Origin of the sequence: Bacteroides helcogenes P 36-108 (assembly GCF_000186225.1) — a bacterium.
GTDB classification, from domain to species: Bacteria; Bacteroidota; Bacteroidia; order Bacteroidales; family Bacteroidaceae; genus Bacteroides; species Bacteroides helcogenes.
Window position 1 is genome coordinate 2,316,808 of sequence record NC_014933.1, and the last position, 25,049, is coordinate 2,341,856.

At 42.9% G+C, this 25,049-nt stretch carries 23 protein-coding genes and 1 tRNA gene; 21 read left to right on the top strand and 3 right to left on the bottom strand.

What is annotated here, in order from left to right; all coding sequences use genetic code 11:
* Positions 1–8 precede the first annotated feature (8 nt).
* Entirely contained in the window at positions 9–1,388 is a 1,380-nt protein-coding gene (locus tag BACHE_RS09310; RefSeq protein WP_013547442.1) for a discoidin domain-containing protein, read from the top strand.
* A 560-nt stretch (positions 1,389–1,948) separates the two neighbouring features.
* On the opposite strand, the gene BACHE_RS09315 is transcribed toward BACHE_RS09310, so the two are convergent.
* Positions 1,949–2,022 (bottom strand) — tRNA-Asp (locus BACHE_RS09315).
* A 370-nt stretch (positions 2,023–2,392) separates the two neighbouring features.
* Here BACHE_RS09315 and purU point away from each other — a divergent pair.
* The 9 genes from purU (at position 2,393) to BACHE_RS09360 (ending at position 10,125) form a co-directional block, all read left to right on the top strand.
* The gene (gene purU / locus BACHE_RS09320; RefSeq protein ID WP_013547444.1) at positions 2,393–3,250 is read left to right on the top strand and encodes a formyltetrahydrofolate deformylase; all 858 of its coding nucleotides are present in this window, start codon (positions 2,393–2,395) and stop codon (positions 3,248–3,250) included.
* A gap of 44 nt (positions 3,251–3,294) precedes the next feature.
* A complete protein-coding gene (gene hisH / locus BACHE_RS09325) occupies positions 3,295–3,885 on the top strand; it encodes an imidazole glycerol phosphate synthase subunit HisH (protein WP_013547445.1) in 591 nt (196 codons plus the stop codon).
* 36 nt (positions 3,886–3,921) lie between these two features.
* Entirely contained in the window at positions 3,922–4,644 is a 723-nt protein-coding gene (locus BACHE_RS09330) for a 1-(5-phosphoribosyl)-5-[(5-phosphoribosylamino)methylideneamino]imidazole-4-carboxamide isomerase (RefSeq protein ID WP_013547446.1), read from the top strand.
* An 18-nt stretch (positions 4,645–4,662) separates the two neighbouring features.
* Positions 4,663–5,424, top strand: coding sequence for an imidazole glycerol phosphate synthase subunit HisF (hisF, locus tag BACHE_RS09335; RefSeq protein WP_013547447.1), 762 nt, complete (start codon positions 4,663–4,665; stop codon positions 5,422–5,424).
* Positions 5,425–5,452: 28 nt separating this feature from the next.
* Positions 5,453–6,061, top strand: coding sequence for a bifunctional phosphoribosyl-AMP cyclohydrolase/phosphoribosyl-ATP diphosphatase HisIE (gene hisIE / locus BACHE_RS09340; RefSeq protein WP_013547448.1), 609 nt, complete (start codon positions 5,453–5,455; stop codon positions 6,059–6,061).
* A 37-nt stretch (positions 6,062–6,098) separates the two neighbouring features.
* Positions 6,099–6,809 (top strand): cell division ATP-binding protein FtsE, encoded by a 711-nt coding sequence (locus BACHE_RS09345; protein WP_041579303.1) that lies wholly within the window; start codon positions 6,099–6,101, stop codon positions 6,807–6,809.
* Between the two features lie 36 nt (positions 6,810–6,845).
* Entirely contained in the window at positions 6,846–8,165 is a 1,320-nt protein-coding gene (locus BACHE_RS09350) for an aspartate kinase (protein WP_013547450.1), read from the top strand.
* A gap of 127 nt (positions 8,166–8,292) precedes the next feature.
* Positions 8,293–9,453, top strand: coding sequence for a diaminopimelate decarboxylase (lysA, locus tag BACHE_RS09355; RefSeq protein WP_013547451.1), 1,161 nt, complete (start codon positions 8,293–8,295; stop codon positions 9,451–9,453).
* A gap of 189 nt (positions 9,454–9,642) precedes the next feature.
* Positions 9,643–10,125 carry a ferritin gene (locus BACHE_RS09360; protein ID WP_013547452.1) on the top strand — a complete coding sequence of 161 codons (483 nt, stop codon included), beginning with the start codon at positions 9,643–9,645 and terminating at the stop codon, positions 10,123–10,125.
* An 80-nt stretch (positions 10,126–10,205) separates the two neighbouring features.
* Here the strand turns inward: BACHE_RS09360 and kbl are convergent, their stop codons facing one another.
* Positions 10,206–11,393, bottom strand: coding sequence for a glycine C-acetyltransferase (kbl, locus tag BACHE_RS09365; RefSeq protein ID WP_013547453.1), 1,188 nt, complete (start codon positions 11,391–11,393; stop codon positions 10,206–10,208).
* Positions 11,394–11,549: 156 nt separating this feature from the next.
* Between kbl and BACHE_RS09370 the strand changes: the two genes are divergently transcribed.
* The 5 genes from BACHE_RS09370 to BACHE_RS09390 all read left to right on the top strand — a co-directional run bounded on the left by BACHE_RS09370 (position 11,550) and on the right by BACHE_RS09390 (position 16,873).
* Positions 11,550–12,506 carry an NAD-dependent epimerase/dehydratase family protein gene (locus BACHE_RS09370; protein WP_013547454.1) on the top strand — a complete coding sequence of 319 codons (957 nt, stop codon included), beginning with the start codon at positions 11,550–11,552 and terminating at the stop codon, positions 12,504–12,506.
* A 19-nt stretch (positions 12,507–12,525) separates the two neighbouring features.
* Complete coding sequence (locus tag BACHE_RS09375; RefSeq protein WP_013547455.1) at positions 12,526–13,374, top strand: DUF4348 domain-containing protein; 849 nt, start codon at positions 12,526–12,528, stop codon at positions 13,372–13,374.
* An 18-nt stretch (positions 13,375–13,392) separates the two neighbouring features.
* On the top strand, positions 13,393–14,376 hold the full coding sequence (gene murB, locus BACHE_RS09380) for a UDP-N-acetylmuramate dehydrogenase (protein WP_013547456.1): 984 nt from the start codon (positions 13,393–13,395) through the stop codon (positions 14,374–14,376).
* A gap of 16 nt (positions 14,377–14,392) precedes the next feature.
* Positions 14,393–15,157 (top strand): MBL fold metallo-hydrolase, encoded by a 765-nt coding sequence (locus tag BACHE_RS09385; protein WP_013547457.1) that lies wholly within the window; start codon positions 14,393–14,395, stop codon positions 15,155–15,157.
* A gap of 72 nt (positions 15,158–15,229) precedes the next feature.
* Positions 15,230–16,873, top strand: a complete 1,644-nt coding sequence (locus BACHE_RS09390) for a hypothetical protein (RefSeq protein ID WP_013547458.1) — start codon at positions 15,230–15,232, stop codon at positions 16,871–16,873.
* A gap of 99 nt (positions 16,874–16,972) precedes the next feature.
* On the opposite strand, the gene BACHE_RS09395 is transcribed toward BACHE_RS09390, so the two are convergent.
* Positions 16,973–17,341: a DUF3127 domain-containing protein gene (locus tag BACHE_RS09395; protein WP_013547459.1), complete on the bottom strand. Its 369-nt coding sequence runs from the start codon at positions 17,339–17,341 to the stop codon at positions 16,973–16,975.
* 164 nt (positions 17,342–17,505) lie between these two features.
* Here BACHE_RS09395 and dnaN point away from each other — a divergent pair, with 164 nt between their 5' ends.
* The 6 genes from dnaN to BACHE_RS09425 all read left to right on the top strand — a co-directional run bounded on the left by dnaN (position 17,506) and on the right by BACHE_RS09425 (position 24,948).
* Entirely contained in the window at positions 17,506–18,630 is a 1,125-nt protein-coding gene (dnaN, locus tag BACHE_RS09400) for a DNA polymerase III subunit beta (protein WP_013547460.1), read from the top strand.
* A gap of 153 nt (positions 18,631–18,783) precedes the next feature.
* Positions 18,784–19,554: a 3'-5' exonuclease gene (locus BACHE_RS09405; RefSeq protein ID WP_013547461.1), complete on the top strand. Its 771-nt coding sequence runs from the start codon at positions 18,784–18,786 to the stop codon at positions 19,552–19,554.
* A 10-nt stretch (positions 19,555–19,564) separates the two neighbouring features.
* Positions 19,565–20,794 (top strand): bifunctional phosphopantothenoylcysteine decarboxylase/phosphopantothenate--cysteine ligase CoaBC, encoded by a 1,230-nt coding sequence (gene coaBC / locus BACHE_RS09410; RefSeq protein ID WP_013547462.1) that lies wholly within the window; start codon positions 19,565–19,567, stop codon positions 20,792–20,794.
* 1 nt (position 20,795) lies between these two features.
* Entirely contained in the window at positions 20,796–22,454 is a 1,659-nt protein-coding gene (gene recN, locus BACHE_RS09415) for a DNA repair protein RecN (RefSeq protein ID WP_041579304.1), read from the top strand.
* Between the two features lie 49 nt (positions 22,455–22,503).
* Positions 22,504–23,244, top strand: a complete 741-nt coding sequence (gene rlmB / locus BACHE_RS09420) for a 23S rRNA (guanosine(2251)-2'-O)-methyltransferase RlmB (RefSeq protein WP_013547464.1) — start codon at positions 22,504–22,506, stop codon at positions 23,242–23,244.
* A gap of 3 nt (positions 23,245–23,247) precedes the next feature.
* A complete protein-coding gene (locus BACHE_RS09425; protein ID WP_041579305.1) occupies positions 23,248–24,948 on the top strand; it encodes a S1 family peptidase in 1,701 nt (566 codons plus the stop codon).
* The last annotated feature ends 101 nt before the right edge of the window (positions 24,949–25,049 follow it).

Here is a 25,049-nt window from a genome sequence, read left to right on the forward strand (position 1 = left end):
AGAATATCATGAATAGAAAAACATTATTATATATCCTTCCTGCTGTTGGTGCTATGTTTGTTATATCATGTAGCCAGGATTTGGACTACACAGGTGAGTATGATATCAAAAATTATTATAATGGTTCTGATCCGCGTGATAATCTTCTTTCGTTTGATAAGAATACGCAGACTGTTACACTTCCTTTTATCGGGAATGTTTGTCTGGAAGAGAAGGCGGAGATTTCAATGGCCGTACGTGCAACTCGTGAAGTGTCTCATGATGAAAAAATATTTTTTGAAGTGGCGGATAGAAATGATAAACTCTTAGAAGCCTATAAAGAAATGGACTTCGTTGCCACGGATAAAGTGTCGTTCGAAGAATCTTCTTTGATTTTGGCTGCCGGAAAGAGTATGAATACTTCCAAATTGCTCATTAATACGGATGGGTTGAAACATGATGCTATTTTACCTGTCAAAATCAGACAAAACGAAGCTTCTCAAGTTCGTGTAAGTAGTAACAGGTCTTTGCAGATAGTGAAAATGGAAGGTCAGCAAATTGTTAGCCCCAATCGACAGATATTCGAGCTTAGTGCTGCCATAACCAAAGAGGGGGTGAAGATGGAAGGAGAAGGGAAAATTGAAGTTTCTGCTTTGTCTTCACTTCTTTTTAGTGGTTATCAAGTGAAGATCGTGCGTGATGACGAGATAGTGAAAGACTATTCCGATCGTTTGAAAGGCTATGAAATAGCTCCGGACAATATGTTCCCTAAATTTGAGGCACATTCTTTCGATAATCTTGAAAAGGTTGACTTATCATTTCAAATACAAAATGTCGGTCAGTTTAAAACTGGTAAAAAAGTGGTACTCCCTTTAAAGATTGTTCTTGTCGATAAAACTGGAAAGCAAATAGAATTGTTGAAAAATAAAGGCGATGTACTTGTACAAATAGAGTATTATGAATCCAATGTAATGCCGGTGTGGAATGGAGAGGAGTTGGGGCTTCCTTTGCCTAAGTCGGGATGGAGCGTCAGTACAATACCTAATTCATATAGCACTTCACTTTTGTTGGATGGTGTGGAGCAAGGAAGTGCTTGGTATGCTTATATTCCGAACGGCAAAAAAATGAATATTGTGGTTGACATGAAAAAGAACCACTTGATTCAAGGTTTTAAGCTCTGCAATATGCCGACATCATATGCGGATCCTTCACCTTCCTCGTATCGTTTTTTCATCAGTAAGGACGGAAAGGAATGGACTTCTATATCAGGTATTATCAAGGCAAAGACAGACAAGGGCTCTTATTTATTTAAAATTTTAAATGAATATGGTGTTCGTTATGTGATGTTCGAACTTACTTCTTCTGGTAGTTACGTGGGACTTACCGAAATAACTGTCTATGGTAAATAGGAGGTTCGGATGATATATTTTTGAAAGTTGTAGGTTGATAATAACACTATAAATTCTCTTGGTAATGAGTTCGGTATTTGTGTACCGAACTCATTATGTTTAATGGGTAATGCAGTCTTGCAGCGGTTGTTATAAGAAAGTCAAGCCACCGGAATATTTTCTTTTTGTACATTCCATTGCAGCCTGCCAGTTCTTCAGGCTGCATTACATGCTTTTGGTTTCTTTCAATTAAAAATCAGATGTTTATTTTTATCAGGTAAGAACTGTCAATGAAAGACCAAAGCAGCAGTGATAAATACGTGAATTGTGATGTACTGAAAACTGGCCAGTTTCTAACTGCTTATACAGATCAAACGGAAAAAGTTCACGTTCAAGCATCAGATAGCAAAGGTCATCACCAGCCTTCTGCAAAGTGACCGGACATAGCTATGATCGATGTAACCTTATTTGCATTGTCATACTTCGCAGAAAATGCTATATTTTGCTTCATTTCCAACAAGAAAAAAGTTTTGATTCTGTTTGGAATCAAAACTTTTACTAATTTTTGCTTTTTTGAGAAGCGGTGCGTACGGGACTCGAACCCGTGACCCCATGCGTGACAGGCATGTATTCTAACCAACTGAACTAACGCACCATAATTTCATTTTCTGTAGCTGTCTCTCTCGATTGCGGTTGCAAAGGTAGATGTTTTTTTTAAAACTGCAATAGCTGTGATAAACTTTTTTTGAGAGCTTTGGGATGCGTCGGCTTTATATCCTCATAGTGAGAATATTGTAAAAAACAGGATTGTTTCAATTTAACAACAATTTAGAAAAGTGATTGTGTAGCATTTATCTGGATTTTCGTATCTGTTTGAAACGCAAATCCTGGAGAAAACGAAACTTTTTGAGCCTACTTTTAAACTTCTTGCTCGAAAAGTTCGTTATTTTGCAATAAATCGTTATTTTTGCGAAGTCAAAATGAGAATGTTGTAAATTAGATAATGGTAAAAACTATATTTTAGGATGATGAAAACAGCCAAGCTGTTGCTTCACTGCCCCGATAAGCCGGGGATTTTGGCAGAAGTAACGGACTTTATAACGGTGAATAAAGGCAATATTATCTATCTGGATCAATATGTGGATCATGTGGAGAATATTTTTTTTATGCGTATTGAGTGGGAGTTGACATATTTTTTAGTGCCTCAAGAAAAAATAGAGGATTATTTTGCTACTCTATATGCGCAAAAGTATGAAATGGTTTTCCGTCTGTACTTCTCGGATGTAAAGCCTCGTATGGCTATCTTTGTTTCAAAGATGTCGCATTGCCTGTTTGATTTGCTGGCGCGTTATACTGCGGGAGAATGGAATGTGGAGATACCTCTTATTATCAGTAACCATCCCGATTTGCAACATGTGGCTGAACGCTTTGGCATTCCTTTTTATCTTTTTCCGATTACAAAGGAGGCAAAGGTGGGACAAGAAGAAAGGGAATTGGAGTTATTGGCCAAGCATAAAGTGAATTTTATTGTGTTGGCGCGTTATATGCAAGTCATTTCCGAGCAGATGATTGATGCTTATCCTAACCGTATTATCAATATTCACCATTCTTTTCTTCCGGCATTTGTAGGTGCAAAGCCTTATCATGCAGCGTTTGAACGTGGAGTGAAGATTATTGGTGCTACCAGCCATTATGTCACTACCGAACTGGATGCCGGTCCCATTATAGAGCAGGATGTAGTCCGTATCACCCATAAGGATACGGTGACTGATCTAGTGAATAAGGGTAAGGATCTGGAAAAAATTGTTCTTTCTCGTGCAGTTCAAAAGCATATTGAACGTAAGGTGCTGGCTTATAAGAATAAGACGGTAATTTTTAATTGACGGATATTCCGTGGTTGGTAATTTTGTAATAAGAGGTTGATAATATGAATGTTGCAGTCATTAAATATAATGCGGGTAATATCCGTTCTGTGGATTATGCATTAAGACGCTTAGGAGTGGAGGCCGTCATAACGGCAGATGAGACAGTGCTGCGTGCTGCTGATAAAGTAATCTTTCCTGGTGTGGGCGAAGCTGAAACCACTATGGATTTTCTGCGTGTCGGAGGCATGGATAGGCTGATAAAAGAGCTGCGGCAACCGGTACTGGGCATTTGTTTGGGTATGCAGTTAATGTGCCGTCATTCGAAAGAAGGAAATACAGATTGTCTTGGTATCTTTGATGTCGATGTGAAGCGCTTTGTTTCCCGCAGGCATGAAGATAAAGTTCCGCACATGGGCTGGAACACGATTATGCATACTGGAAGTGCCTTATTCAAAGGCTTTACGAAAGAAGAGTTTGTGTATTTTGTGCATAGTTACTATGTACCGCTTAATGACTGTACTGCTGCTGTAACAGATTATATTTTTCCGTTCAGCGCAGCTTTACATAAAGATAATTATTATGCAACCCAGTTTCATCCGGAAAAGAGTGGGAGTGTGGGAGAGCGTATTTTGCAGAACTTCTTGGATTTATGATGGAAATGTTTCCTGATAACTTAAATTATTGGTTTTATGATTGAGTTGATACCCGCTATTGATATTATTGATGGAAAATGCGTGCGCCTTTCTCAAGGTGATTATGGCAGTAAGAAAGTATATAATGAGAATCCTGTGGAAGTTGCCAGAGAGTTGGAGGCTCATGGCATCCGGAGGCTTCATGTGGTCGATCTGGATGGGGCGGCGTCACATCATGTGGTGAATTACCGTGTCTTGGAACAGATTGCTTCGCGCACTTCCCTGATAATAGATTTTGGCGGTGGAGTAAAGAGCGATGAAGATTTGGTCATCGCTTTTGAAAATGGCGCGCAGATGGTGACAGGGGGCAGCATTGCTGTAAGTAATCCTAAACAGTTTTGCCGTTGGCTTGGGATGTATGGTCCGGGCAAGATCATTCTTGGTGCAGATGTGAAAGATTATAAGATTTCCGTTAATGGTTGGAAGGATGAGAGTGCTTGCGAATTGTTCCCTTTTCTCAAGGAATATGTGAAGAATGGTATTCGGAAGGTGATTTGTACGGATATCACATGTGATGGAATGTTGCAAGGACCTTCGGTCTCTTTATACAAAGAAATATTGGAACGGCATCCGGATCTTTATCTGATAGCCAGTGGAGGGGTAAGTTGTATTGAAGATGTCTATTTGCTGGAGTCTGTCAGTGTGCCTGCCGTTATTTTTGGAAAGGCGCTTTATGAAGGACGCATTGCACTTAAAGATTTGGAGAAATTCATTGTTTAAAATTCAGAATAAATAATTGTGTTAGCGAAAAGAATTATTCCTTGTCTTGATATCAAAGACGGGCAGACGGTGAAAGGAACCAATTTCGTGAATCTGCGTCAAGCCGGTGATCCGGTTGAGTTGGCTCGTGCTTACAGTGAGCAAGGTGCTGATGAATTGGTGTTTTTGGATATTACGGCCAGTTTTGAAGGGCGGAAAACCTTTGTTGAATTAGTGAAGCGTATTGCTGCCAATATCAGTATTCCTTTCACAGTGGGTGGAGGTATTCATGAGTTGACTGATGTGGATCGCCTTCTGAATGCAGGTGCAGATAAGATTTCCGTCAATTCCTCAGCTATACGCCGTCCTGAGTTGATAGACGAGATAGCTAAGCATTTCGGCTCGCAAGTGTGCGTGTTGGCGGTAGATGCCAAACGCACGGAAAAGGGATGGTGGTGCTATCTGAACGGTGGTCGTGTGGAGACGGATAGAGAACTGTTTTCATGGACCAGAGAGGCCGGGGAACGAGGGGCTGGGGAAATTCTTTTTACCAGTATGAATCATGATGGTGTGAAAAATGGGTATGCCAATGAAGCTCTTGCCATCCTTGCAGATAAACTTTCGATACCCGTCATTGCGTCAGGTGGTGCAGGTTCCAAAGAACATTTTCGCGATGTGTTTTTGGAAGGAAAAGCGGATGCCGCATTGGCTGCCAGTGTTTTTCACTTTGGGGAGGTTAAAATTCCCGATTTAAAATCGTATCTTTGTGCCCAAGGAATTTCTATGCGTTTGATGCGATAATATTTAGTACCTAATAAATAATATTAAGATGTTGGATTTTGATAAGATGAACGGACTTGTTCCGGCAATTATACAGGATGCTGATACCGCTAAGGTATTGATGCTGGGCTTCATGAATCGGGAAGCGTATGACAAAACTTTGGAAACAGGAAAAGTGACTTTCTTCAGCCGTACTAAAAAACGTCTCTGGACGAAAGGTGAGGAAAGCGGCAATTTCCTGAATGTGGTTTCTGTCAAAGAAGATTGTGATAAAGATACTCTACTTGTTCAGGTTCACCCTGTAGGTCCGGTTTGTCATACCGGCATGGACACTTGCTGGGGTGAGAAAAATGAGCAGCCGATCATGTTCCTGAAGCTTCTTCAAGACTTCATCGATAAACGTTATGCAGAAATGCCGGAAGGTTCTTATACAACCAGTTTATTTGAGTCTGGCGTTAATAAAATGGCTCAGAAGGTAGGGGAAGAAGCAGTGGAAACTGTTATTGAAGCCTGCAACGGCGTGGACGAGCGTCTGATCTATGAGGGAGCTGATTTGTTGTATCATCTTATTGTGCTGCTTACTTCCAAAGGATATCGTATTGAGGATCTTGCCCGTGAATTGGAAGAACGCCACAGTGTGAACTGGAAGAAGCACTAAGCAATTGAATATTAATAATTAAATATTAGAAGTTAAAGTGGGCGAGGCGTTGATACGATATAAAGACGTAGAAATACACCAGCAGGAGTTGTGCGTATTGAATGACGTGAATCTGGAACTTCATAAAAGTGAGTTCGTCTATTTGGTGGGTAAGGTAGGCTCAGGCAAAACCAGCCTTCTGAAAACTTTCTATGGTGAGTTGGATATTGCAGCGGGAGAAGCCGATGTACTGGGGTATGACATGCTCCATATCAGACGCAAGTATATTCCACCGTTGCGTCGTAAGTTGGGAATTATCTTCCAGGATTTTCAGTTGCTCACTGACCGTACGGTTTATAATAACCTTGAGTTTGTACTTCGGGCTACCGGATGGAAAAACAAGGGAGAGATTAAAGATCGTATAGAAGAAGTCTTGAAATTGGTGGGCATGAGCAATAAAGGATATAAATTGCCTAATGAATTGTCGGGGGGGGAACAGCAGCGTATTGTGATTGCGCGTGCTATGCTCAATTCACCAGAAATTATTCTGGCGGATGAGCCTACGGGAAATCTGGATGTAGAGACAGGGCATGCTATTACAGGACTTTTGCATGATATCAGCGAAGCTGGCTCTTTGGTGGTAATGACAACGCACAACTTGCAATTGCTCCGTGAGTTTCCGGGAAGAGTGTACCGTTGCGCCGATCATCACATGACGGACGTTACAGTTGAATACACAACGCCGTCATCACTTATAGAAGTGAAATAAATAAAATTATATAATAAACTTAATACAGGAACGAAAATGAAAGTTTTAAAGTTTGGAGGTACTTCAGTAGGTTCGGCTCAACGGATAAAGGAGGTGGCCAAATTAATCACTGATGGTGAACGTAAAATTGTGGTTCTTTCTGCCATGTCGGGTACTACAAACACTTTGGTGGAGATTTCTGACTATCTGTACAAGAAGAATCCGGAAGGGGCCAACGAGATTATCAACAAGCTGGAGCGTAAATACCGTCAGCATATTGATGAACTTTTTGCTACGCCGGAGTATAAACAAAAGGGGGGGGAACTTATCAAATCCCACTTCGACTATATCCGTTCTTACACGAAAGACCTTTTCACTTTATTTGAGGAGAAGGTCGTATTGGCACAAGGCGAACTGATTTCCACCGGCATGATGAATTATTATCTGCAGGAGTGTGGCGTGAATTCAGTTCTGTTGCCTGCTTTGGAATACATGCGTACGGACAAGAACGCCGAACCCGATCCTGTTTATATTAAAGACAAGCTTCAGGTGCAGTTGGAACTCCATCCCGGCGCTGACATTTATATTACACAAGGATATATCTGTCGCAATGCTTATGGAGAAATCGATAATTTGCAGCGTGGCGGCAGCGATTATACAGCTTCATTGATTGGCGCTGCTGTCAACGCTTCCGAGATTCAGATTTGGACGGATATTGACGGTATGCATAATAATGATCCCCGTATTGTGGATAAAACAGATCCGGTGCGTCATCTTCATTTTGAGGAAGCTGCTGAGTTGGCATATTTTGGTGCAAAGATTTTGCACCCCACTTGCATTCAGCCGGCCAAATATGCCAATATCCCCGTACGTTTGCTCAATACGATGGATCCTGATGCTCCGGGTACGTTGATTTCCAATGATACGGAGAAAGGGAAAATAAAGGCTGTGGCTGCCAAAGACAATATTACGGCTATCAAGATTAAGTCCAGCCGCATGTTGCTTGCACATGGCTTTTTGCGTAAGGTATTCGAGATATTTGAAAGCTATCAGACCTCTATCGACATGATTTGTACCTCTGAGGTAGGAGTATCTGTCTCTATTGACAACGTAAAGCACCTGAACGAAATTCTGGATGATTTGAAGAAATACGGTACGGTGACAGTGGACAGGGATATGTGTATCATTTGTGTGGTGGGCGACCTCGAATGGGAGAATGTGGGCTTTGAAGCAAAGGCTCTGGATGCCATGCGTAATATTCCCGTACGTATGATTTCATTCGGTGGTAGTAATTACAATATCTCTTTCCTTATCCGTGAATGTGATAAAAAAGCGGCATTGCAAGCCCTCAGCAATGAACTGTTCAACGGGCAATAAAATACTTTCGATAATTTCAGGCACGTACTTCACGGATTAAAGAATAGAGAACCCGTGAAGTACGTGCCTGTAAAATAAAAAGAACTTTCTTCGCATTTTTCACTAAACAAAGATTATATACTGTTATATGAAAGGAATATTCCCTATTAATAAATTCAGCGAATTGCGCACTCCTTTTTATTATTATGATACACAGGTATTGCGTGACACGCTTTCCGGTATTCGTACCGAAGTGTCCAAGTATGACAACTATTCGGTGCATTATGCCGTAAAAGCCAACGCTAATCCCAAGGTGCTCGCTATTATTCGTGAGAATGGTCTGGGAGCCGATTGTGTAAGCGGTGGAGAAATTCGTGCCGCCGTCAAAGCCGGTTTCCCCGCTGGCAGGATTGTGTTTGCTGGAGTGGGTAAGGCAGATTGGGAGATAAATATAGGATTGGATTACAATATTTTCTGTTTTAATGTGGAGTCCGTTCCTGAGCTGGAAGTCATCAACGAATTGGCTGCTGTCAAAGGCAAGGTTGCTAATGTAGCTTTCCGCATCAACCCCAATGTGGGTGCACATACCCATGCCAACATCACTACCGGACTGGCAGAAAACAAGTTCGGTATCAGTATGCAGGATATGGATTATGTGATTGATGTTGCTCAGGAGATGAAGAATGTCAAATTTATAGGTCTGCACTTCCACATCGGTTCGCAAATTCTGGACATGGGAGATTTCGTGGCATTGTGTAATCGCATCAACGAATTGCAGGATAAGCTCGAAGCACGCCGTATTTGTATCGAGCACATCAATGTGGGCGGTGGTCTGGGCATTGACTATGCTCATCCCAACCGCCAGGCTATTCCCGATTTCAAAAAGTACTTCACTACTTATGATGAACACCTGAAGTTGCGCTCTTACCAAACGCTTCATTTCGAGTTGGGACGTTCGGTGGTAGGACAGTGTGGCTCTCTTATTTCGCGCGTGCTTTATGTGAAGCAAGGTACTAATAAACAATTCGCTATCTTGGATGCTGGTATGACAGACCTTATTCGTCCGGCGCTTTATCAGGCGTTCCACAAGATAGAGAACATAACTTCGGATGCTCCCATGCAGACTTACGATGTAGTGGGACCTATCTGCGAGTCTTCTGATGTCTTCGGTAAGGCCATCGACCTGAATACCGTAAAACGCGGTGACTTCATCGCTCTCCGCTCTGCCGGTGCTTATGGTGAGATAATGGCGTCAAGTTACAATTGCCGGGAATTGCCGCAGGGATATATCTCAGAAGAACTGGCGTGATAAATGTTTTTTTGATTAATTGCTTTATTTATGTGTGTCTGTCTGTTTGCTGATGTAGTAAGGAGAAATTTGTTATTGTTGAATTCGTATTGCTTGTGATTTATTCTGAAAAGAATTTTATTGGATGAACAAAATAAATGTGCTTTTGTTACATTTATAATAATTTCAATTTAACTAACAAATGTGATTATGATAACAGAAAAATTACAAAATGCAATTAATGGACAGATTACGGCTGAAATGTGGTCTGCAAACCTTTATTTGGCAATGTCTTTCTATATGGAGAAAGAAGGCTATTGCGGTATGGCTTCTTGGTTGAAAAAACAATCTTTTGAAGAGAAAGCACATGCTTGTGAATTGGCGTCTTATGTCATTAAGCGTGGCGGAAAAGCTAAATTAGATAAAGTCGATGTTGTTCCCAATGACTTCGGCACTCCGTTGGAACTGTTCGAGCAGGTATATGAGCATGAATGCCGGGTATCCAAGATGGTTGACGAATTGGTCGATGTGGCTGCTTCCGAAAAGGATAAGGCTTCTCAGGATTTTTTATGGGGATTTGTACGCGAACAGGTAGAAGAAGAGGCGACCTCTGCCGGCATTGTGGATATGATTAAGAAAGCTGGCAATGCTGGAATCTTTTTTGTGGATGCAAAAATGGGAGAGCGCAAATAGAAAAATGCAAGTTATGAAATAAGAAAAGCCTTGTGATAATTACCACAAGGCTTTTCTTATTTCATAACTTGCTGTTAAAATCATTTCAGTACATCAAGTTCTTTTCCTACCTTGATGAATGCGGTGATGCATTTGTCAAGATGCTCTTTTTCATGTCCTGCTGAAATTTGTACGCGAATGCGAGCCTGGTCTTTCGGAACTACGGGATAATAGAATCCAGTTACATAAATGCCTTCTTCCTGCATGCGGGCTGCATAAATCTGAGATAACTTTGCATCGTATAGCATCACGGCACAGATGGCACTTTGCGTTGGCTTAATGTCGAAACCGGCGGCGGTCATCTTATTGCGGAAATAATTCACGTTGTCCACTAATTTGTCGTGCAGCGCATTGCTTTCTTTCAGTATACTGAATACTTCAAGGCTGGCGCCAATGATGCCTGGAGCCAATGAATTGGAAAACAAATATGGGCGACTGCGCTGGCGGAGCAGGTCGATGATTTCCTTACGTCCTGTAGTGAAACCTCCCAATGCACCTCCGAAGGCTTTGCCCAAAGTGCCGGTATAAATATCTACGCGTCCGTAAGTATTATATTGTTCGCTTACCCCATGCCCCGTAGGACCTACCACACCGGCAGAGTGCGATTCATCCACCATGACCAGTGCATCGTACTTCTCGGCGAGGTCACAAATCTTGTCCATCGGGGCTACATTACCATCCATGGAGAAGACGCCGTCTGTAACGATGATGCGGAAACGTTGTGCCTGAGCTTCCTGCAAACATCTTTCAAGATCGGCCATGTCGGCATTTGCATAGCGGTAACGTTTGGCTTTGCAGAGACGTACGCCGTCAATGATTGAAGCGTGATTCAGAGAGTCGGAGATGATGGCATCTTCTTCAGTGAACAAAGGCTCGAATACACCGCCATTGGCGTCGAAGCAAGCCGCGTAAAGGATAGTGTCCTCTGTCTTGAAGTAGTCTGAGATGGCAACTTCCAGTTCTTTGTGTATATCCTGCGTCCCGCAGATGAAGCGGACGGATGACATGCCGTAGCCGCGGCGTTCCATCATCTTTTGGGAGGCGGTAATCAACCGGGGGTGATTGGACAGTCCCAAATAATTGTTGGCGCAGAAGTTCAGCACTTCCTTGCCTTTTACTGTGATAGCAGCTTGTTGCGCGCTTTCAATCAAGCGCTCCTCTTTGTAGAGTCCTGCTTCTTTAATCTCAGCGATAGTCTGGCTGAGATGGTCTTTCATTTTACCGTACATAGCGATTTAATATTTAATGGTGATGCATGCCCTACGGCATGCTCTGCAAAGGACACAATTTTTCTTGGAATAAACAAGAACAAAATGATAGAAATATGAAAAAAAAGTATGTATATTTGCGCCTAAATATTAACAAACACCTTATAATTAAGTCTTATGAAGAATATTTTGGTAATCGGAGCTACCGGACAGATTGGTTCGGAACTAACATTGGAGTTGCGTAAACGTTATGGTGCTGACCATGTTGTAGCCGGATACATTCCGAGTGCTATGCCTAAGGGTGAACTGAAAGCGTCAGGACCTTCGGCTATTGCCGATGTGACCGACCGTCAGTCTATTGAAGTGGTGGTACGCCAGTTCAAGATTGATACGATTTATAATCTTGCAGCCCTGCTTTCGGTTGTTGCCGAAAGCCGTCCGGCGATGGCTTGGAAAATCGGTATCGATGGATTGTGGAATGTGCTGGAGGTGGCACGCGAATATAATTGCGCTGTGTTCACTCCGAGTTCTATCGGTTCTTTCGGAGAGGCCACCCCTCACGTGAAAACTCCGCAAGACACTATTCAGCGTCCACGTACGATGTATGGCGTGACAAAAGTGACCACTGAATTGTTGAGTGACTATTATTATACGAAATATGGAGTGGATACCCGTGCCGTACGTTTCCCTGGCATTATCTCTAATGTAACCCCTCCGGGTGGCGGCACAACGGATTATGCAGTAGATATCTACTACTCTGCGGTAAAGGGTGAAAAGTTTGTCTGCCCGGTGAAAGCGGGTACATATATGGATATGATGTACATGCCTGATGCACTGAATGCGGCCATTTCGCTAATGGAAGCAGTCCCGGCAAGACTGAAGCACCGCAACGCGTTCAATGTGGCTTCCATGAGTTTTGATCCGGAAGAAATTTACAGGGAAATAAAGAAGCATGTGCCCGACTTTGAAATGCTGTATGAGATTGATCCGCTGAAGCAGGCCATTGCCGATAGCTGGCCTGATTCCTTGGATGACACTTGTGCTCGTGAAGAATGGGATTGGAAACCTCAGTATGATTTGGAATCCATGACCGTGGATATGCTTGAGAAGTTAAGAGCTAAATTAAATAAGTGACCGTAAGGGTCCGTAAAGGATGAAAAAGCTATTATTGGGATTCTTGTTACTTGTTTTTTTTGTTTCATGTGGAAATAAGAAAAAGAAAATAGATCCCTTTGCTACCATCACCGAGATGGTGGATTCGGTCGGTTATAAGGCGGATACGCTGGAACAGACCGGGATAAAAGAAGAACCGAAGCCGACCGAAGCCGACGAGCTATTTGATGATTTCATCTTCAATTATGCCTCGGACGATGCCTTACAGAAGCAAAGGACAGTATTTCCGTTGCCTTATTACAACGGAGATACTTCTTCTAAAATAGAAGAAAAGTTTTGGAGACATGATTATTTGTTCACTAAGCAGAGTTACTATACTCTGCTTTTTGACAAAGAGGAGGATATGGATATGGTAGGGGACACTACCCTGAAATCCGTACAGGTGGAGTGGATTTACTTGAAAACCCGTATGGTGAAAAAATATTATTTTGAGCGTAGGAGAGGCATGTGGATGCTCGAAGCCATTAATTTGAGGCATATTGAAAAGGGAGAAAATGAAGACTTTGTAAGCTTCTATACCCGTTTTGCTACAGACAGTCTGTATCAGAACCGTCATGTTTGCAATCCGTTGCAGTTTATCACTATTGATCCGGATGATGAATTTTCCATTCTGGAAACGACCCTTGACGTGAATCAGTGGAATGCTTTCCGTCCGGTATTGCCTGTAGATAAATTGTCTAATATCAATTACGGACAGAAAAATGAAGACTTGTCGAACTCTAAAATCCTGAAAGTAAATGGCATTGGCAATGGATATTCAAATGTCTTTTATTTCCGGAAACGGGGAGGAGAGTGGGAACTGTACAAATATGAGGATACCAGTATTTGATTTTATGATTAGTAGAAAGTGAAAAAGATTTCTAACACATTCGGCCTTGATGTCTCTGCTGCAAAGTTCTTGGAGTATGGCTCGGAAGCTGAGCTGCTGGAATTGATTATGGCGGGAGGTATTACTGTGCCTTATCTGCACATGGGTAGCGGCAGTAACTTGTTGTTCACCAAAGATTATGAAGGTACGGTGCTTCATTCCCGTATAACCGGGATAGAGGTGACGGCGGAAGATGAGGATAAAGTTTCGGTTCGCGTGGGAGCCGGTGTGGTGTGGGATGATTTTGCGGCATATTGTGTGGAACGGAACTGGTATGGAGCCGAGAACCTTTCATTGATACCCGGTGAAGTCGGGGCAAGTGCCGTGCAGAACATAGGGGCATACGGAGTGGAAGTGAAAGATCTGGTTTCTTCTGTGGAAACCATGAATATCCGGGGAGAGAAACGAGTTTTCAGGGTTGACGAGTGCAGCTATGTCTATCGGAAGAGTATATTCAAACTGCCGGAAATGAAGTCTGTGTTTGTGACTTATGTAAACTTCTGTCTGTCCAAGAAAGAACATTTTACATTGGACTATGGCTCTATACGCAATGAACTGATGAAATATCCGGTGGTGGATTTAAGAACCTTGAGGCGGGTGATCGTCGAAATCCGTGAAAGCAAGTTACCCGATCCCCATATATTGGGAAACGCCGGAAGCTTCTTCATGAACCCCGTAGTGTCGCGTGTGAAGTTTGAGGAGTTGCAGGACAAATATCCTTCTATTCCTCATTATGACATGGATACGGACAGCGTGAAGATACCTGCCGGATGGATGATAGACCAATGTGGATGGAAAGGTAAGGCATTGGGAGCCGCTGCCGTGTACGACAAGCAAGCCTTGGTGCTGGTCAATCTGGGAGGGGCTACTGGAACGGACATTGTCGCCCTGTCCGATGCGGTAAGAGCATCTGTTTTTGAGAAGTTTGGTATTGACATTCATCCGGAAGTGAATTTTATATGATTAAGCGGAAACAGATATGAAATTAAGGATATTGGGAAGTGGAACCTCCACGGGAGTGCCGGAAATTGGTTGTACTTGTTCTGTCTGCGCTTCTGCCGATCCGCGTGACAATCGGCTGCGCGCGTCATCTTTGCTACATACGGACGATGCGGTGATATTGATTGACTGCGGTCCTGACTTCAGGGAGCAGATGTTGCGTATGCTTTCTTTTGAGAAGATTGACGGTGTTCTGATAACTCATGAGCATTATGACCATGTGGGGGGATTGGACGACTTGCGGCCTTTTTGCCGTTTTGGCGAAATACCTGTTTATTCGGATACTTATACCGCTACTCATTTGCGGGCACGGATGCCTTACTGTTTTGTGGATAAAGTTTATCCGGGAGTACCCCGCATTTACCTTTGGGAAGTGGAAGCCGGTATTCCTTTTTATGTTCATCATACCGAAATAATGCCAGTCCGGATTATGCATGGAAAATTACCGATTTTGGGCTACCGCATCGGGCAACGTTTGGGATATGTCACGGATATGCTCACAATGCCTGAAGCCTCTTATGAACAGTTGGAGGGGGTAGATGTTCTGGTGATGAATGCTTTGCGTTTACAGCCTCATGCCACTCATCAGAACCTTTCCGAAGCACTGAAAGTAGCGAACCGTATCGGAGCTAAGGAAACTTATCTCATTCACATGAGTCATCATATCGGTCTGCATGCCGAAGTCAGCGAACAACTTCCTCCACATGTGCATTTGGCTTACGACGGCCAAGAAATTCTTTTCTAAACTTTTTGAAACATTTGTTTTGTTTTATTAGTAGGAAATACTATTTTTGCCAAGAGTTGATAAATGAATGCCATGAAGCCTCGACTTCTTATACGAATAGCTGTTGTTCTGTCCGTAGTGATGCTATGTACGGGGTTCGGCGTGTACTCTTTTCTGCGCCTGAATGCAGTGGAGAATCAGCAGGATTTCAATCTTTATGCGCTGGTTCCTCAAGATGCTGTCTCGGTACTTGAAACAGACCGCATGGCTGATTTGGTGGAGGATGTCAATCAACTGGATTGCAGTAAGGATAATCATTTTTTATACATATCCGATCTTTTTGTTTGTCTCAAGAAGTACCTATATACATTAGTGGAAGACACTCCCCATGGACTGAGCAAACAGATGAATAAAATGTTGATTAGTTTTCATGAGCCAGACACTCCGATGAATCAGGTGTTATATTGTAGCTTGGGCTCCGGTGATTATGAACTGGTGGAATCTTTTGTGCATAAATATTGTTCCAGCAACTTTCCTTCTAAATTCTTCGATTATAAGGGAGAGGAAATAAGAATTTACCCGATGAAGGACGGACGCTTTCTGGCCGTTTACTTTACTCCGGATTTTTTGGTTGTCAGTTTTCAGAAACGGCTTGTTGAGCATGTCATCGATGCATACCGCGAAAAAAAATCCTTGATGAGTCTCCGGTCTTTTCCCCGAATGCATGTCGATAAACACGAAAAAGTCTCTGCTACGCTTTATGTGCGTATGAAGAATGTGGATATGGGAAAGCCTACGGATGGCATCCGTTCTCAGACCCATTTGGGAAGCTGGGTGGAGTTTGATATGAAATTTAATGAAAATGCCATTTATTGTTCAGGTCTTAGTCATGAGCCAGATTCTGCACAGACATTCATCAATGTCTTACGTAATCAGAAACCGGTGGAAGGTTTCCCGAGCGCATTCCTACCGTCCACTACATTTTTTTATGACCGTTGGGCACTTTCAGACAGAAAGGCAGTATTCCGCTTTACTGCCCGGCAGGAATATGCCAAGGCTACCTATTCCGACTATATCAAGAGGCGCGATGAAGAATGGATTGCTTATCTGAATGATTGTGGAGGAGAAAGTGTGATGTCTTGTCTTTTTTATTCTAAAGATACGCTAAACACGTTGCCGTGCGCTGTAATGAGTGTTCCCGTGAAAGATGAGTTGGCTGCTGAAAGTCGGTTGCAAGCATTGTTGCATGCCACTCCGAGGGAAGAAGACGCTCCACCTGTTCCGCGATTGTCTCCCGATTATGCCCGATATCCTAAGGCAAGAAGGTTCAGGCAATATATATTACCCCGCAATACTTTGCTTACTCAGATTACAGGCATTACCGAGTCTGCGCTTTACACTTACGCCAGTTTTTATCGGGGAAGCTTGTTGTTGGCCCCCGATGCTTCCAGTCTTTCTGCATATATAGATGCGGTGGAGAATGCAGATGTGCTGGATGGTATGCCGATATATGAAGAAGGGATAGGAAGTTTATCTCCTATATACAATTTTGTAATGATGGTGGACATGGAGGAAATGTTGAATCAGCCTGAAACGTATGTACGGTTAATTCCAAATTTCTTTTTTCGTCAGGCAAAATTTTTCCGTAATTTTATGCTTGCTATACAATTCACATGTGCGGAAGGAGTGATATATCCCAATATTGTACTGCTTTATAAGGGCGAGAAAGCCAATTAAAAGAAATACTTAATATATATCGGACACGAATTATGCAGACATTAATATTCTTTATTTTGAATATTAATGTCTGCATAATCCGAGCCTGATGATTTTTGTTCAGAAAGGCAGGTCATCCTTTGCGTCTCCTGCAAGGAATTCCGGTGCGGCGCTGGGTGCGGGAGGGGGTACGGGGGCGCCCGGCGCAGATGCGGCAGCACTCACGCGTTCTACTTTCCAAGCACGGATACTGTTGAACCAGCGATCTTGCCACTGGCGTGCATCTACATCGAAAGAAACGGTCAGTTCCTCGCCCATTTGAATGTTGAATTGTTCTATTTTATCTGCTCCAAAAACGTCGAAGCACATTTTGCGAGGATATTGGCCATGGTCTTCGATCACATATTCTTGTGATTTCCATTCGTTGCCGGACTTAGAAACTCCGCCTCTGGGCTGGAGTATAGCGATGATTTTTCCTGTAAATTCCATTGTTCTCTTTTTAAATGATGCTGCGAAGTTACAATTTTTTAGTAATACGAGACGAATATTCGGGCGTTTTTTCTTTCTATTTCTTTGTTGTAGGGAATTCTTTTTTTAACTTTGTCCGTTGCTTAAATAAGAAGACAAAATAAAAACTTAAATATATAGATTATATGAAATTTATCGTTTCAAGCACTGCGCTCTCAAGCCATTTGCAGGCTATCAGTCGAGTGATTAATTCGAAAAATGCGCTGCCTATTTTGGATTGTTTCCTTTTTGAACTGCAAGACGGAACTTTAACTGTAACTGTGTCTGACAGTGAAACGACTATGGTTACTACCGTTGAAGTAAATGAAAGTGATATGGACGGACGTTTTGCTGTGATTGCCAAAACTTTGTTGGACGCATTGAAAGAAATTCCGGAACAACCGCTGACATTTGAGATTAATACGGATTCTTTGGAGATTACGGTACAGTATCAGAACGGTAAATACAGTCTGGTGGGGCAGAACGCAGATGAGTTTCCCCAGTCGGCTATGTTGGGCGATAATGCTGTGCGGGTGGAAATGGATGCGCAGGTATTACTTGGTGGCATTAACCGTGCTGTGTTTGCGACAGCCGATGATGAGCTTCGTCCTGTAATGAACGGTATCTATTTTGACATCACAACCGAAGATATTACGATGGTCGCATCCGACGGTCATAAGCTGGTACGTTGCAAGACGTTGGCTGCAAAAGGCAATGAACGCGCTGCATTTATTCTGCCCAAAAAACCGGCTTCTCTGATGAAAAATTTGTTGCCAAAGGAACAAGGCAATGTTGTCATCGAGTTTGATGAGCGTAACGCGGTGTTTACTTTGGAGAGTTACCGTATGGTATGCCGCCTGATCGAAGGGCGTTATCCGAATTATAACTCAGTAATTCCGCAGAATAATCCGTATAAGGTTACTGTAGATCGCCAACAGTTGATCGGTGCATTGCGCCGTGTTTCCATATTTTCATCACAGGCAAGCAGCCTTATCAAGTTGCGTATGCAGGAGAATCTTATTGTAATTTCTGCTCAGGATATAGATTTCTCCACTTCTGCGGAAGAAAATCTGGTTTGCCAATATGCCGGTAATCCGATGAGCATTGGTTTTAAATCTACTTTTCTGATTGACATTCTGAATAATATTTCTGCTGATGAGGTGATTATTGAGTTGGCTGATCCATCTCGTGCCGGTGTCATCATTCCAGTAGAGCAGGAAGAAAATGAAGATTTACTGATGTTGCTGATGCCGATGATGCTGAATGACTGAAAGAAATAGTAATCTGTCATCTGTGATTTAGGCACGGATTACGCGGATTTTACGATTCAGGTTAAATAAACTGTGTCAATCCGTGTGATCCGTGCCTAAAAAGATAAATCTGGGGCAGGCTATTTGTGAAAAATATAGTAAATATAAAATTCAATGAAACTAAATTTGAAAAATCCGATTGTTTTCTTCGATTTGGAGACAACCGGTACAAATATCAATTCGGATAGAATTGTCGAAATCTGTTATTTGAAGGTTTATCCTAACGGAAATGAAGAAGCGAAAACAATGCGTATCAATCCTGAAATGCATATTCCTGCCGAGGCTTCGGCTGTTCACGGCATTTACGATGAAGATGTGGCAAAATGCCCTACTTTTAAGGAGGTTGCTCGTAACATAGCCAATGATATTGAAGGAAGTGATCTTGCTGGCTTTAACTCCAACCGTTTTGATATACCTGTTCTGGCGGAAGAATTCCTGCGCGCTGGAGTGGATATTGATATGAGTCGTCGTAAATTCGTGGATGTACAAGTTATTTTTCACAAGATGGAACAGCGTACTTTGTCCGCAGCTTATAAATTCTATTGCGGTAAGAATCTGGAAGATGCACATACAGCCGAGGCTGACACCCGTGCTACGTACGAGGTGCTGATGGCTCAGTTGGATCGTTATGAAGATTTGCAGAATGATGTCGCTTTTCTTGCCGATTATTCCAGCTTCAACAAAAATGTGGACTTTGCAGGGCGCATGGTTTATGATGAGCATGGAGTGGAGATTTTTAATTTCGGCAAGTATAAAGGCATGTCTGTCTCGGAAGTGCTGAAGCGTGATCCGGGTTATTATAGCTGGATTTTGAACAGTGATTTTACCTTGAATACCAAGGCTATGCTGACAAAGATACGCCTGCGTGAAATGACTCAGAAATAGCAAGTGCAAAATGGCGAATATTCTGAAAGGGAAAAAAATAATATTAGGCATTACTGGAAGCATCGCTGCTTATAAGGCATGCCATATCATCCGTGGCTTGATAAAACGGGACGCCGAAGTACAGGTGGTCATAACTCCTGCCGGTAAAGAATTTATTACTCCCATCACTTTGTCTGCATTGACAGGAAAACCGGTCATCAGTGAGTTCTTTGCACAGCGTGACGGAACATGGAACAGCCATGTTGATTTGGGATTGTGGGCTGATGCCATGCTGATAGCTCCGGCTACAGCTTCTTCTATTGGCAAGATGGCAAATGGAATAGCTGACAATATGCTGATAACCACTTATCTTTCGGCAAAAGCCCCTGTGTTTATAGCTCCTGCTATGGACTTGGATATGTATGCCCATCCTTCTACCCAAAAGAATCTTGAGATTTTGCGTTCTTACGGCAATCATGTTATAGAACCTGGTGCGGGAGAGCTTGCCAGTCATCTGATAGGCAAGGGACGCATGGAGGAACCGGAAAAGATCATTCTTCATCTGGAACAATATTTTGCTTTCAAGGAGGGTGACTTAGTTGGCAAAACCATTATGATAACGACAGGACCTACTTACGAGAAGATAGATCCGGTGCGTTTTATCGGTAACTATTCTTCAGGAAAGATGGGATTTGCACTTGCCGATGAATGTGCCGGTCGGGGAGCTAAGGTAATATTGGTTACGGGACCGGTACAGCAAACTACACATTTTCCTATGTACCGATATCATGAGGTGGAATCGGCCCGGCAGATGTATGATGTCGCCTATGCACTCTTTAAAGAGGCAGATGCTGCAATCTTGTCCGCTGCAGTTGCCGATTATACTCCGGAGGAAGTAGCAGATGAGAAAATCAAACGGGAAAAGACAGGAGGCATGACTTTGCGGTTGAAACCTACGCAGGATATTGCTGCCGCTTTGGGGAAATTGAAGGACGCTACGGAAAAGCGGAAAATATTGGCGGGCTTTGCTCTTGAAACCAATGATGAACGGCATAATGCAGAGAGTAAACTTAATCGGAAGAACCTGGATTTCATTGTGCTGAATTCCTTGAATGATGAAGGGGCCGGCTTTCGTTGTGATACGAACAAAATCTGTATTATCGACCGGGAGGGAACGACTGATTATCCGTTGAAGTCCAAGGTTGAAGTTGCCAAAGACATTGTAGATCGTCTGGTAAAGATATTATCAATTGTCAATTAGTATGTTGCGTTCACTTTATATACAGAATTATGCGCTGATTGAGAAACTTGACATCAAGTTTGGTAGTGGTTTCTCCGTGATAACAGGTGAGACAGGCGCTGGAAAATCTATTATTCTGGGGGCAATAGGCTTGCTGCTCGGACAGCGTGCTGACGTGAAGTCTATACGTACAGGAGCGTCAAAATGTATTATTGAGGCTCGTTTTGACATATCCGCTTACGGCATGCAGCCTTTTTTTGAAGAAAATGAGCTTGAATATGATGACGAATGCATCCTACGCCGTGAAGTGTATGCTTCCGGCAAAAGCCGGGCATTTATTAATGATACTCCTGCTTCATTGGCTCAAATGAAAGAATTGGGCGAATTATTGATCGACGTACATTCCCAGCATCAAAATTTACTATTGAATAAGGAAGGTTTCCAGCTCAATGTACTGGATATCCTGTCACACAATGAAGATAATCTGGCATCGTATCGGACAATTTATCAGGAATGGAGGCAGGCATCGCATGATTTGGAACACCTCATAGCCTGTGCGAAACAGGATAAAGCTGATGAAGATTATATCCGCTTCCAATTGGAGCAATTGGAAGATGCCCGTTTGTCGGCAGGCGAACAGGAAGAACTGGAGCAGGAAGCGGAGACTTTGAGTCATGCGGAGGAAATCAAAGCGGGGCTGTATCGTGCCGGACAGACTTTGTATGCGGATGAAGGTGGTTTGCTTTCCGAACTCAAAGATTGTCTGAATACCATGCTTGGATTGCAGAGTGTCTTTCCTGTTGCCGGTGAGCTTGCCGAACGTCTGGAAAGTGCTTATATAGAACTGAAAGATATTTCGCAGGAGATTTCCGGGAAAGAAGAGGGAGTGGAGTTTAACCCTGTTCGTTTGAAAGAAGTGAACGGGCGCTTGAATTTAATTTACACACTTCAGCAAAAGCATCGTGTCTCTACGGTTGACGAGCTTTTGGCGCTTGAGAATGAGTATTCTGAAAAGCTTTCGGCTATAACTTCATCGGAAGAGAATATTGAAGAATTGAAGGTGCGTTGTGAAACCTTATATAATGCTGTGAAAAAGCAGGCCGATGTACTTACGAAGGCGCGTACTGCGGCAGCGCGTGAGGTGGAGAAGCAGATGGCCTCACGCCTGATGCCGCTTGGTATGCCCAATGTGCGTTTTCTGGTGGAAATGGGAGTTCGTAAGGAGCCGGGCATACATGGTACTGATACGGTCAACTTCCTGTTTTCCGCTAATAAAAACGGAACTTTACAAAGCATATCCTCAGTAGCTTCCGGTGGTGAAATTGCCCGTGTCATGCTGTCTGTCAAGGCAATGATAGCAGGTGCAGTGAAGCTTCCCACCATTGTGTTCGATGAAATAGATACCGGAGTTTCCGGTGAGATAGCGGACCGGATGGCTGATATCATGCAGGAGATGGGGGAGAGCAACCGTCAAGTTATCAGTATCACTCATTTACCTCAGATCGCAGCTCGCGGATGTGCTCATTATAAGGTTTATAAACAAGATAATGAAACAGAGACGAATAGCCATATCCGTTGTTTGACAGATGATGAAAGGATAGAGGAGATAGCGCATATGCTGAGTGGATCTACCTTGACTGAGGCGGCTTTGAACAATGCAAAAGCATTGCTTGGGAGATGATTAGGTGGTAATAATAAAATAATGAATAGTAAAAACAGTAAATAGACATATGGTTGATAAAAGTGAAATGATTTTCGGTGTTCGTGCCGTGATAGAAGCCATTCAGGCAGGAAAGGAAATAGACAAGATACTGGTGAAGAAGGATATCCAAAGTGACTTGTCCAAGGAGTTGTTTGCTGCCTTGAAAGGGACGTTGATTCCTGTGCAGCGTGTTCCGGTAGAACGGATCAACCGTATGACACGTAAAAATCATCAGGGGGTAATCGCCTTTGTTTCGGCGGTGACATACCAAAAGACTGAGGATCTGACGCCATTTCTTTTTGAGCAGGGAAAGAATCCCTTGTTTGTAATGTTGGATGGCATAACTGATGTCCGCAATTTCGGTGCTATTGCCCGTACTTGTGAATGTGCGGCTGTAGATGCGGTGATTATTCCTGCCAAAAACAGTGTGTCGGTCAATGCCGATGCGGTTAAGACTTCTGCAGGTGCTTTGCATACCTTGCCCGTTTGCCGGGAGCAGAACCTGAAAGAAACTTTGCAGTTTCTCAAAAACAGTGGCTTCCATATTGTAGCTGCTACGGAGAAGGGAGATTACGACTACACTAAAGCCGATTATACCGGGCCGATGTGTATCATTATGGGAGCTGAAGATAAGGGAGTGTCTTATGATAATCTGGCTTTGTGTGACGAATGGGTGAAAATTCCGATGTTGGGGACTATTGAATCACTTAATGTATCTGTTGCCGCAGGGGTTTTGATTTATGAAGCTGTGAAACAAAGAAACAACTAAAATATGAAAAAGATGCTTTTGACGCTTACTCTCTGTTTGTTGGCTCAGTGGAGTGTAGCTCAAGCGCCCAAGTGGGTGGAAAAAGCCAAACGTGCTGTCTTTTCAGTGGTAACATATGATCAGAGCGATAAGATACTGAATACCGGAAATGGCTTTTTTATAACCGAAGACGGGATTGCCTTATCTGACTATGGTCTGTTTAAGGGTGCAAAGCGTGCCGTTATAATGAGTTCTGATGGTGTGCAGATGCCGGTTGAAGCTATTATGGGAGCCGATGATATGTATGATGTGGTAAAGTTCCGTGTAGGAATCTCCGGGAAAAAAGTTCCTGCTCTTTCTTTATCTGCCACCTCTCTTGCAGCAGGTGATGAAGTGTATCTGTTGCCATATTCCACTCAGAAAGATCGTTCCTATACAGCAGGAAAGGTGAAAGAGGTTACCGCGATTGCTGGTGAATATTCATATTATACCCTCGGTATGCATTTGAAAGACAAGATGGTAAGTTGTCCTGTAATGACTGCGGATGGGCAGGTATTTGGTTTGGCACAGAAATCATCCGGTCAGGATACGGCTACCATTTGCTATGCGGTTGATGCTAATTTTGCTCAAAAACAAAATATCAGTGCATTGTCTTATGGAAATATGGCATTGAAAGGCATTGATATCAAGAAAGCATTGCCGGATACAGAGGAACAGGCATTGGTGTTCCTCTATATGGTTTCTTCCCAGCTTTCATCCGAGAAATATATGGAAGTTCTGAATGATTTCATATCCCGATATCCCAACAGTGCTGATGGTTATCTCCGTCGTGCTTCTCTGCTGCTGTCTCTGTCAACGGATGATGCCTCTATGGATAAGGTTGTGGCAGATATGGATAAAGCGTTGTCTGTTGCTTCCAAAAAAGACGATACTTACTTCAACCGCGCCAAAATTATTTATGGTTATCGACTGGGAAAGCCGGAAAAGGTTTATAAAGATTGGACTTTTGACAAGGCTTTGGAAGAAATAAAAAAGGCTATTTCCATTGAAGAATTACCGGTTTATGTACAAATGGAAGGTGATATATTGTTTGCCAAACAGGATTATCCGGCTGCGTATGCATGCTACGACAAGGTGAACAGAACGAACTTGGCGTCTGCGGCAACCTTTTTCAGTGCTGCCAAAACCAAAGAAATGATGCAGTCACCCGTGGAAGAAATATTGGCTTTGATGGATAGTTGCATGGCCCGTTTTCCGGAGCCCTATACGGAAGAGGCTGCTCCTTATCTGCTGGAACGCGCCCAAGTACGGATGAATGCGAATCAGGCACGTAATGCCATGCTTGATTATGATGCCTATTTCAAGGCTGTCAATGGCAACGTGAATGATGTGTTTTATTATTATCGTGAACAGGCAGCTTTGAAAGCGAAGCAGTATCAACGTGCGCTTGATGATTTAGCAAAGGCTATTGAACTGAATCATAAAGATTTGACTTACCGTGCCGAGTTGGCAGTGGTTAATATCCGTGTCGGTCGGAACGAAGAAGCTATCAATGTATTGAAAGCAGCTTTGGAGATAGATCCGAAGTATGCGGAAGCTTATCGTTTGATGGGGATTGCACAAGTTCAGATGAAAAAGAAGAATGAGGCGTGCGCCAGTTTCGCCAAGGCTAAGGAATTGGGCGATCCGAATGCTGATGCATTGATTGAAAAACATTGTAAGTAGAAATAAAAAACAAGAGCTCTGTTTTCCCAAGCAGAGCCCTTGTTTGGGGAAATCTCCCCCTCCGTGTTAAAATTAAAGTTAAGTCTAGGTACAAACAGGTT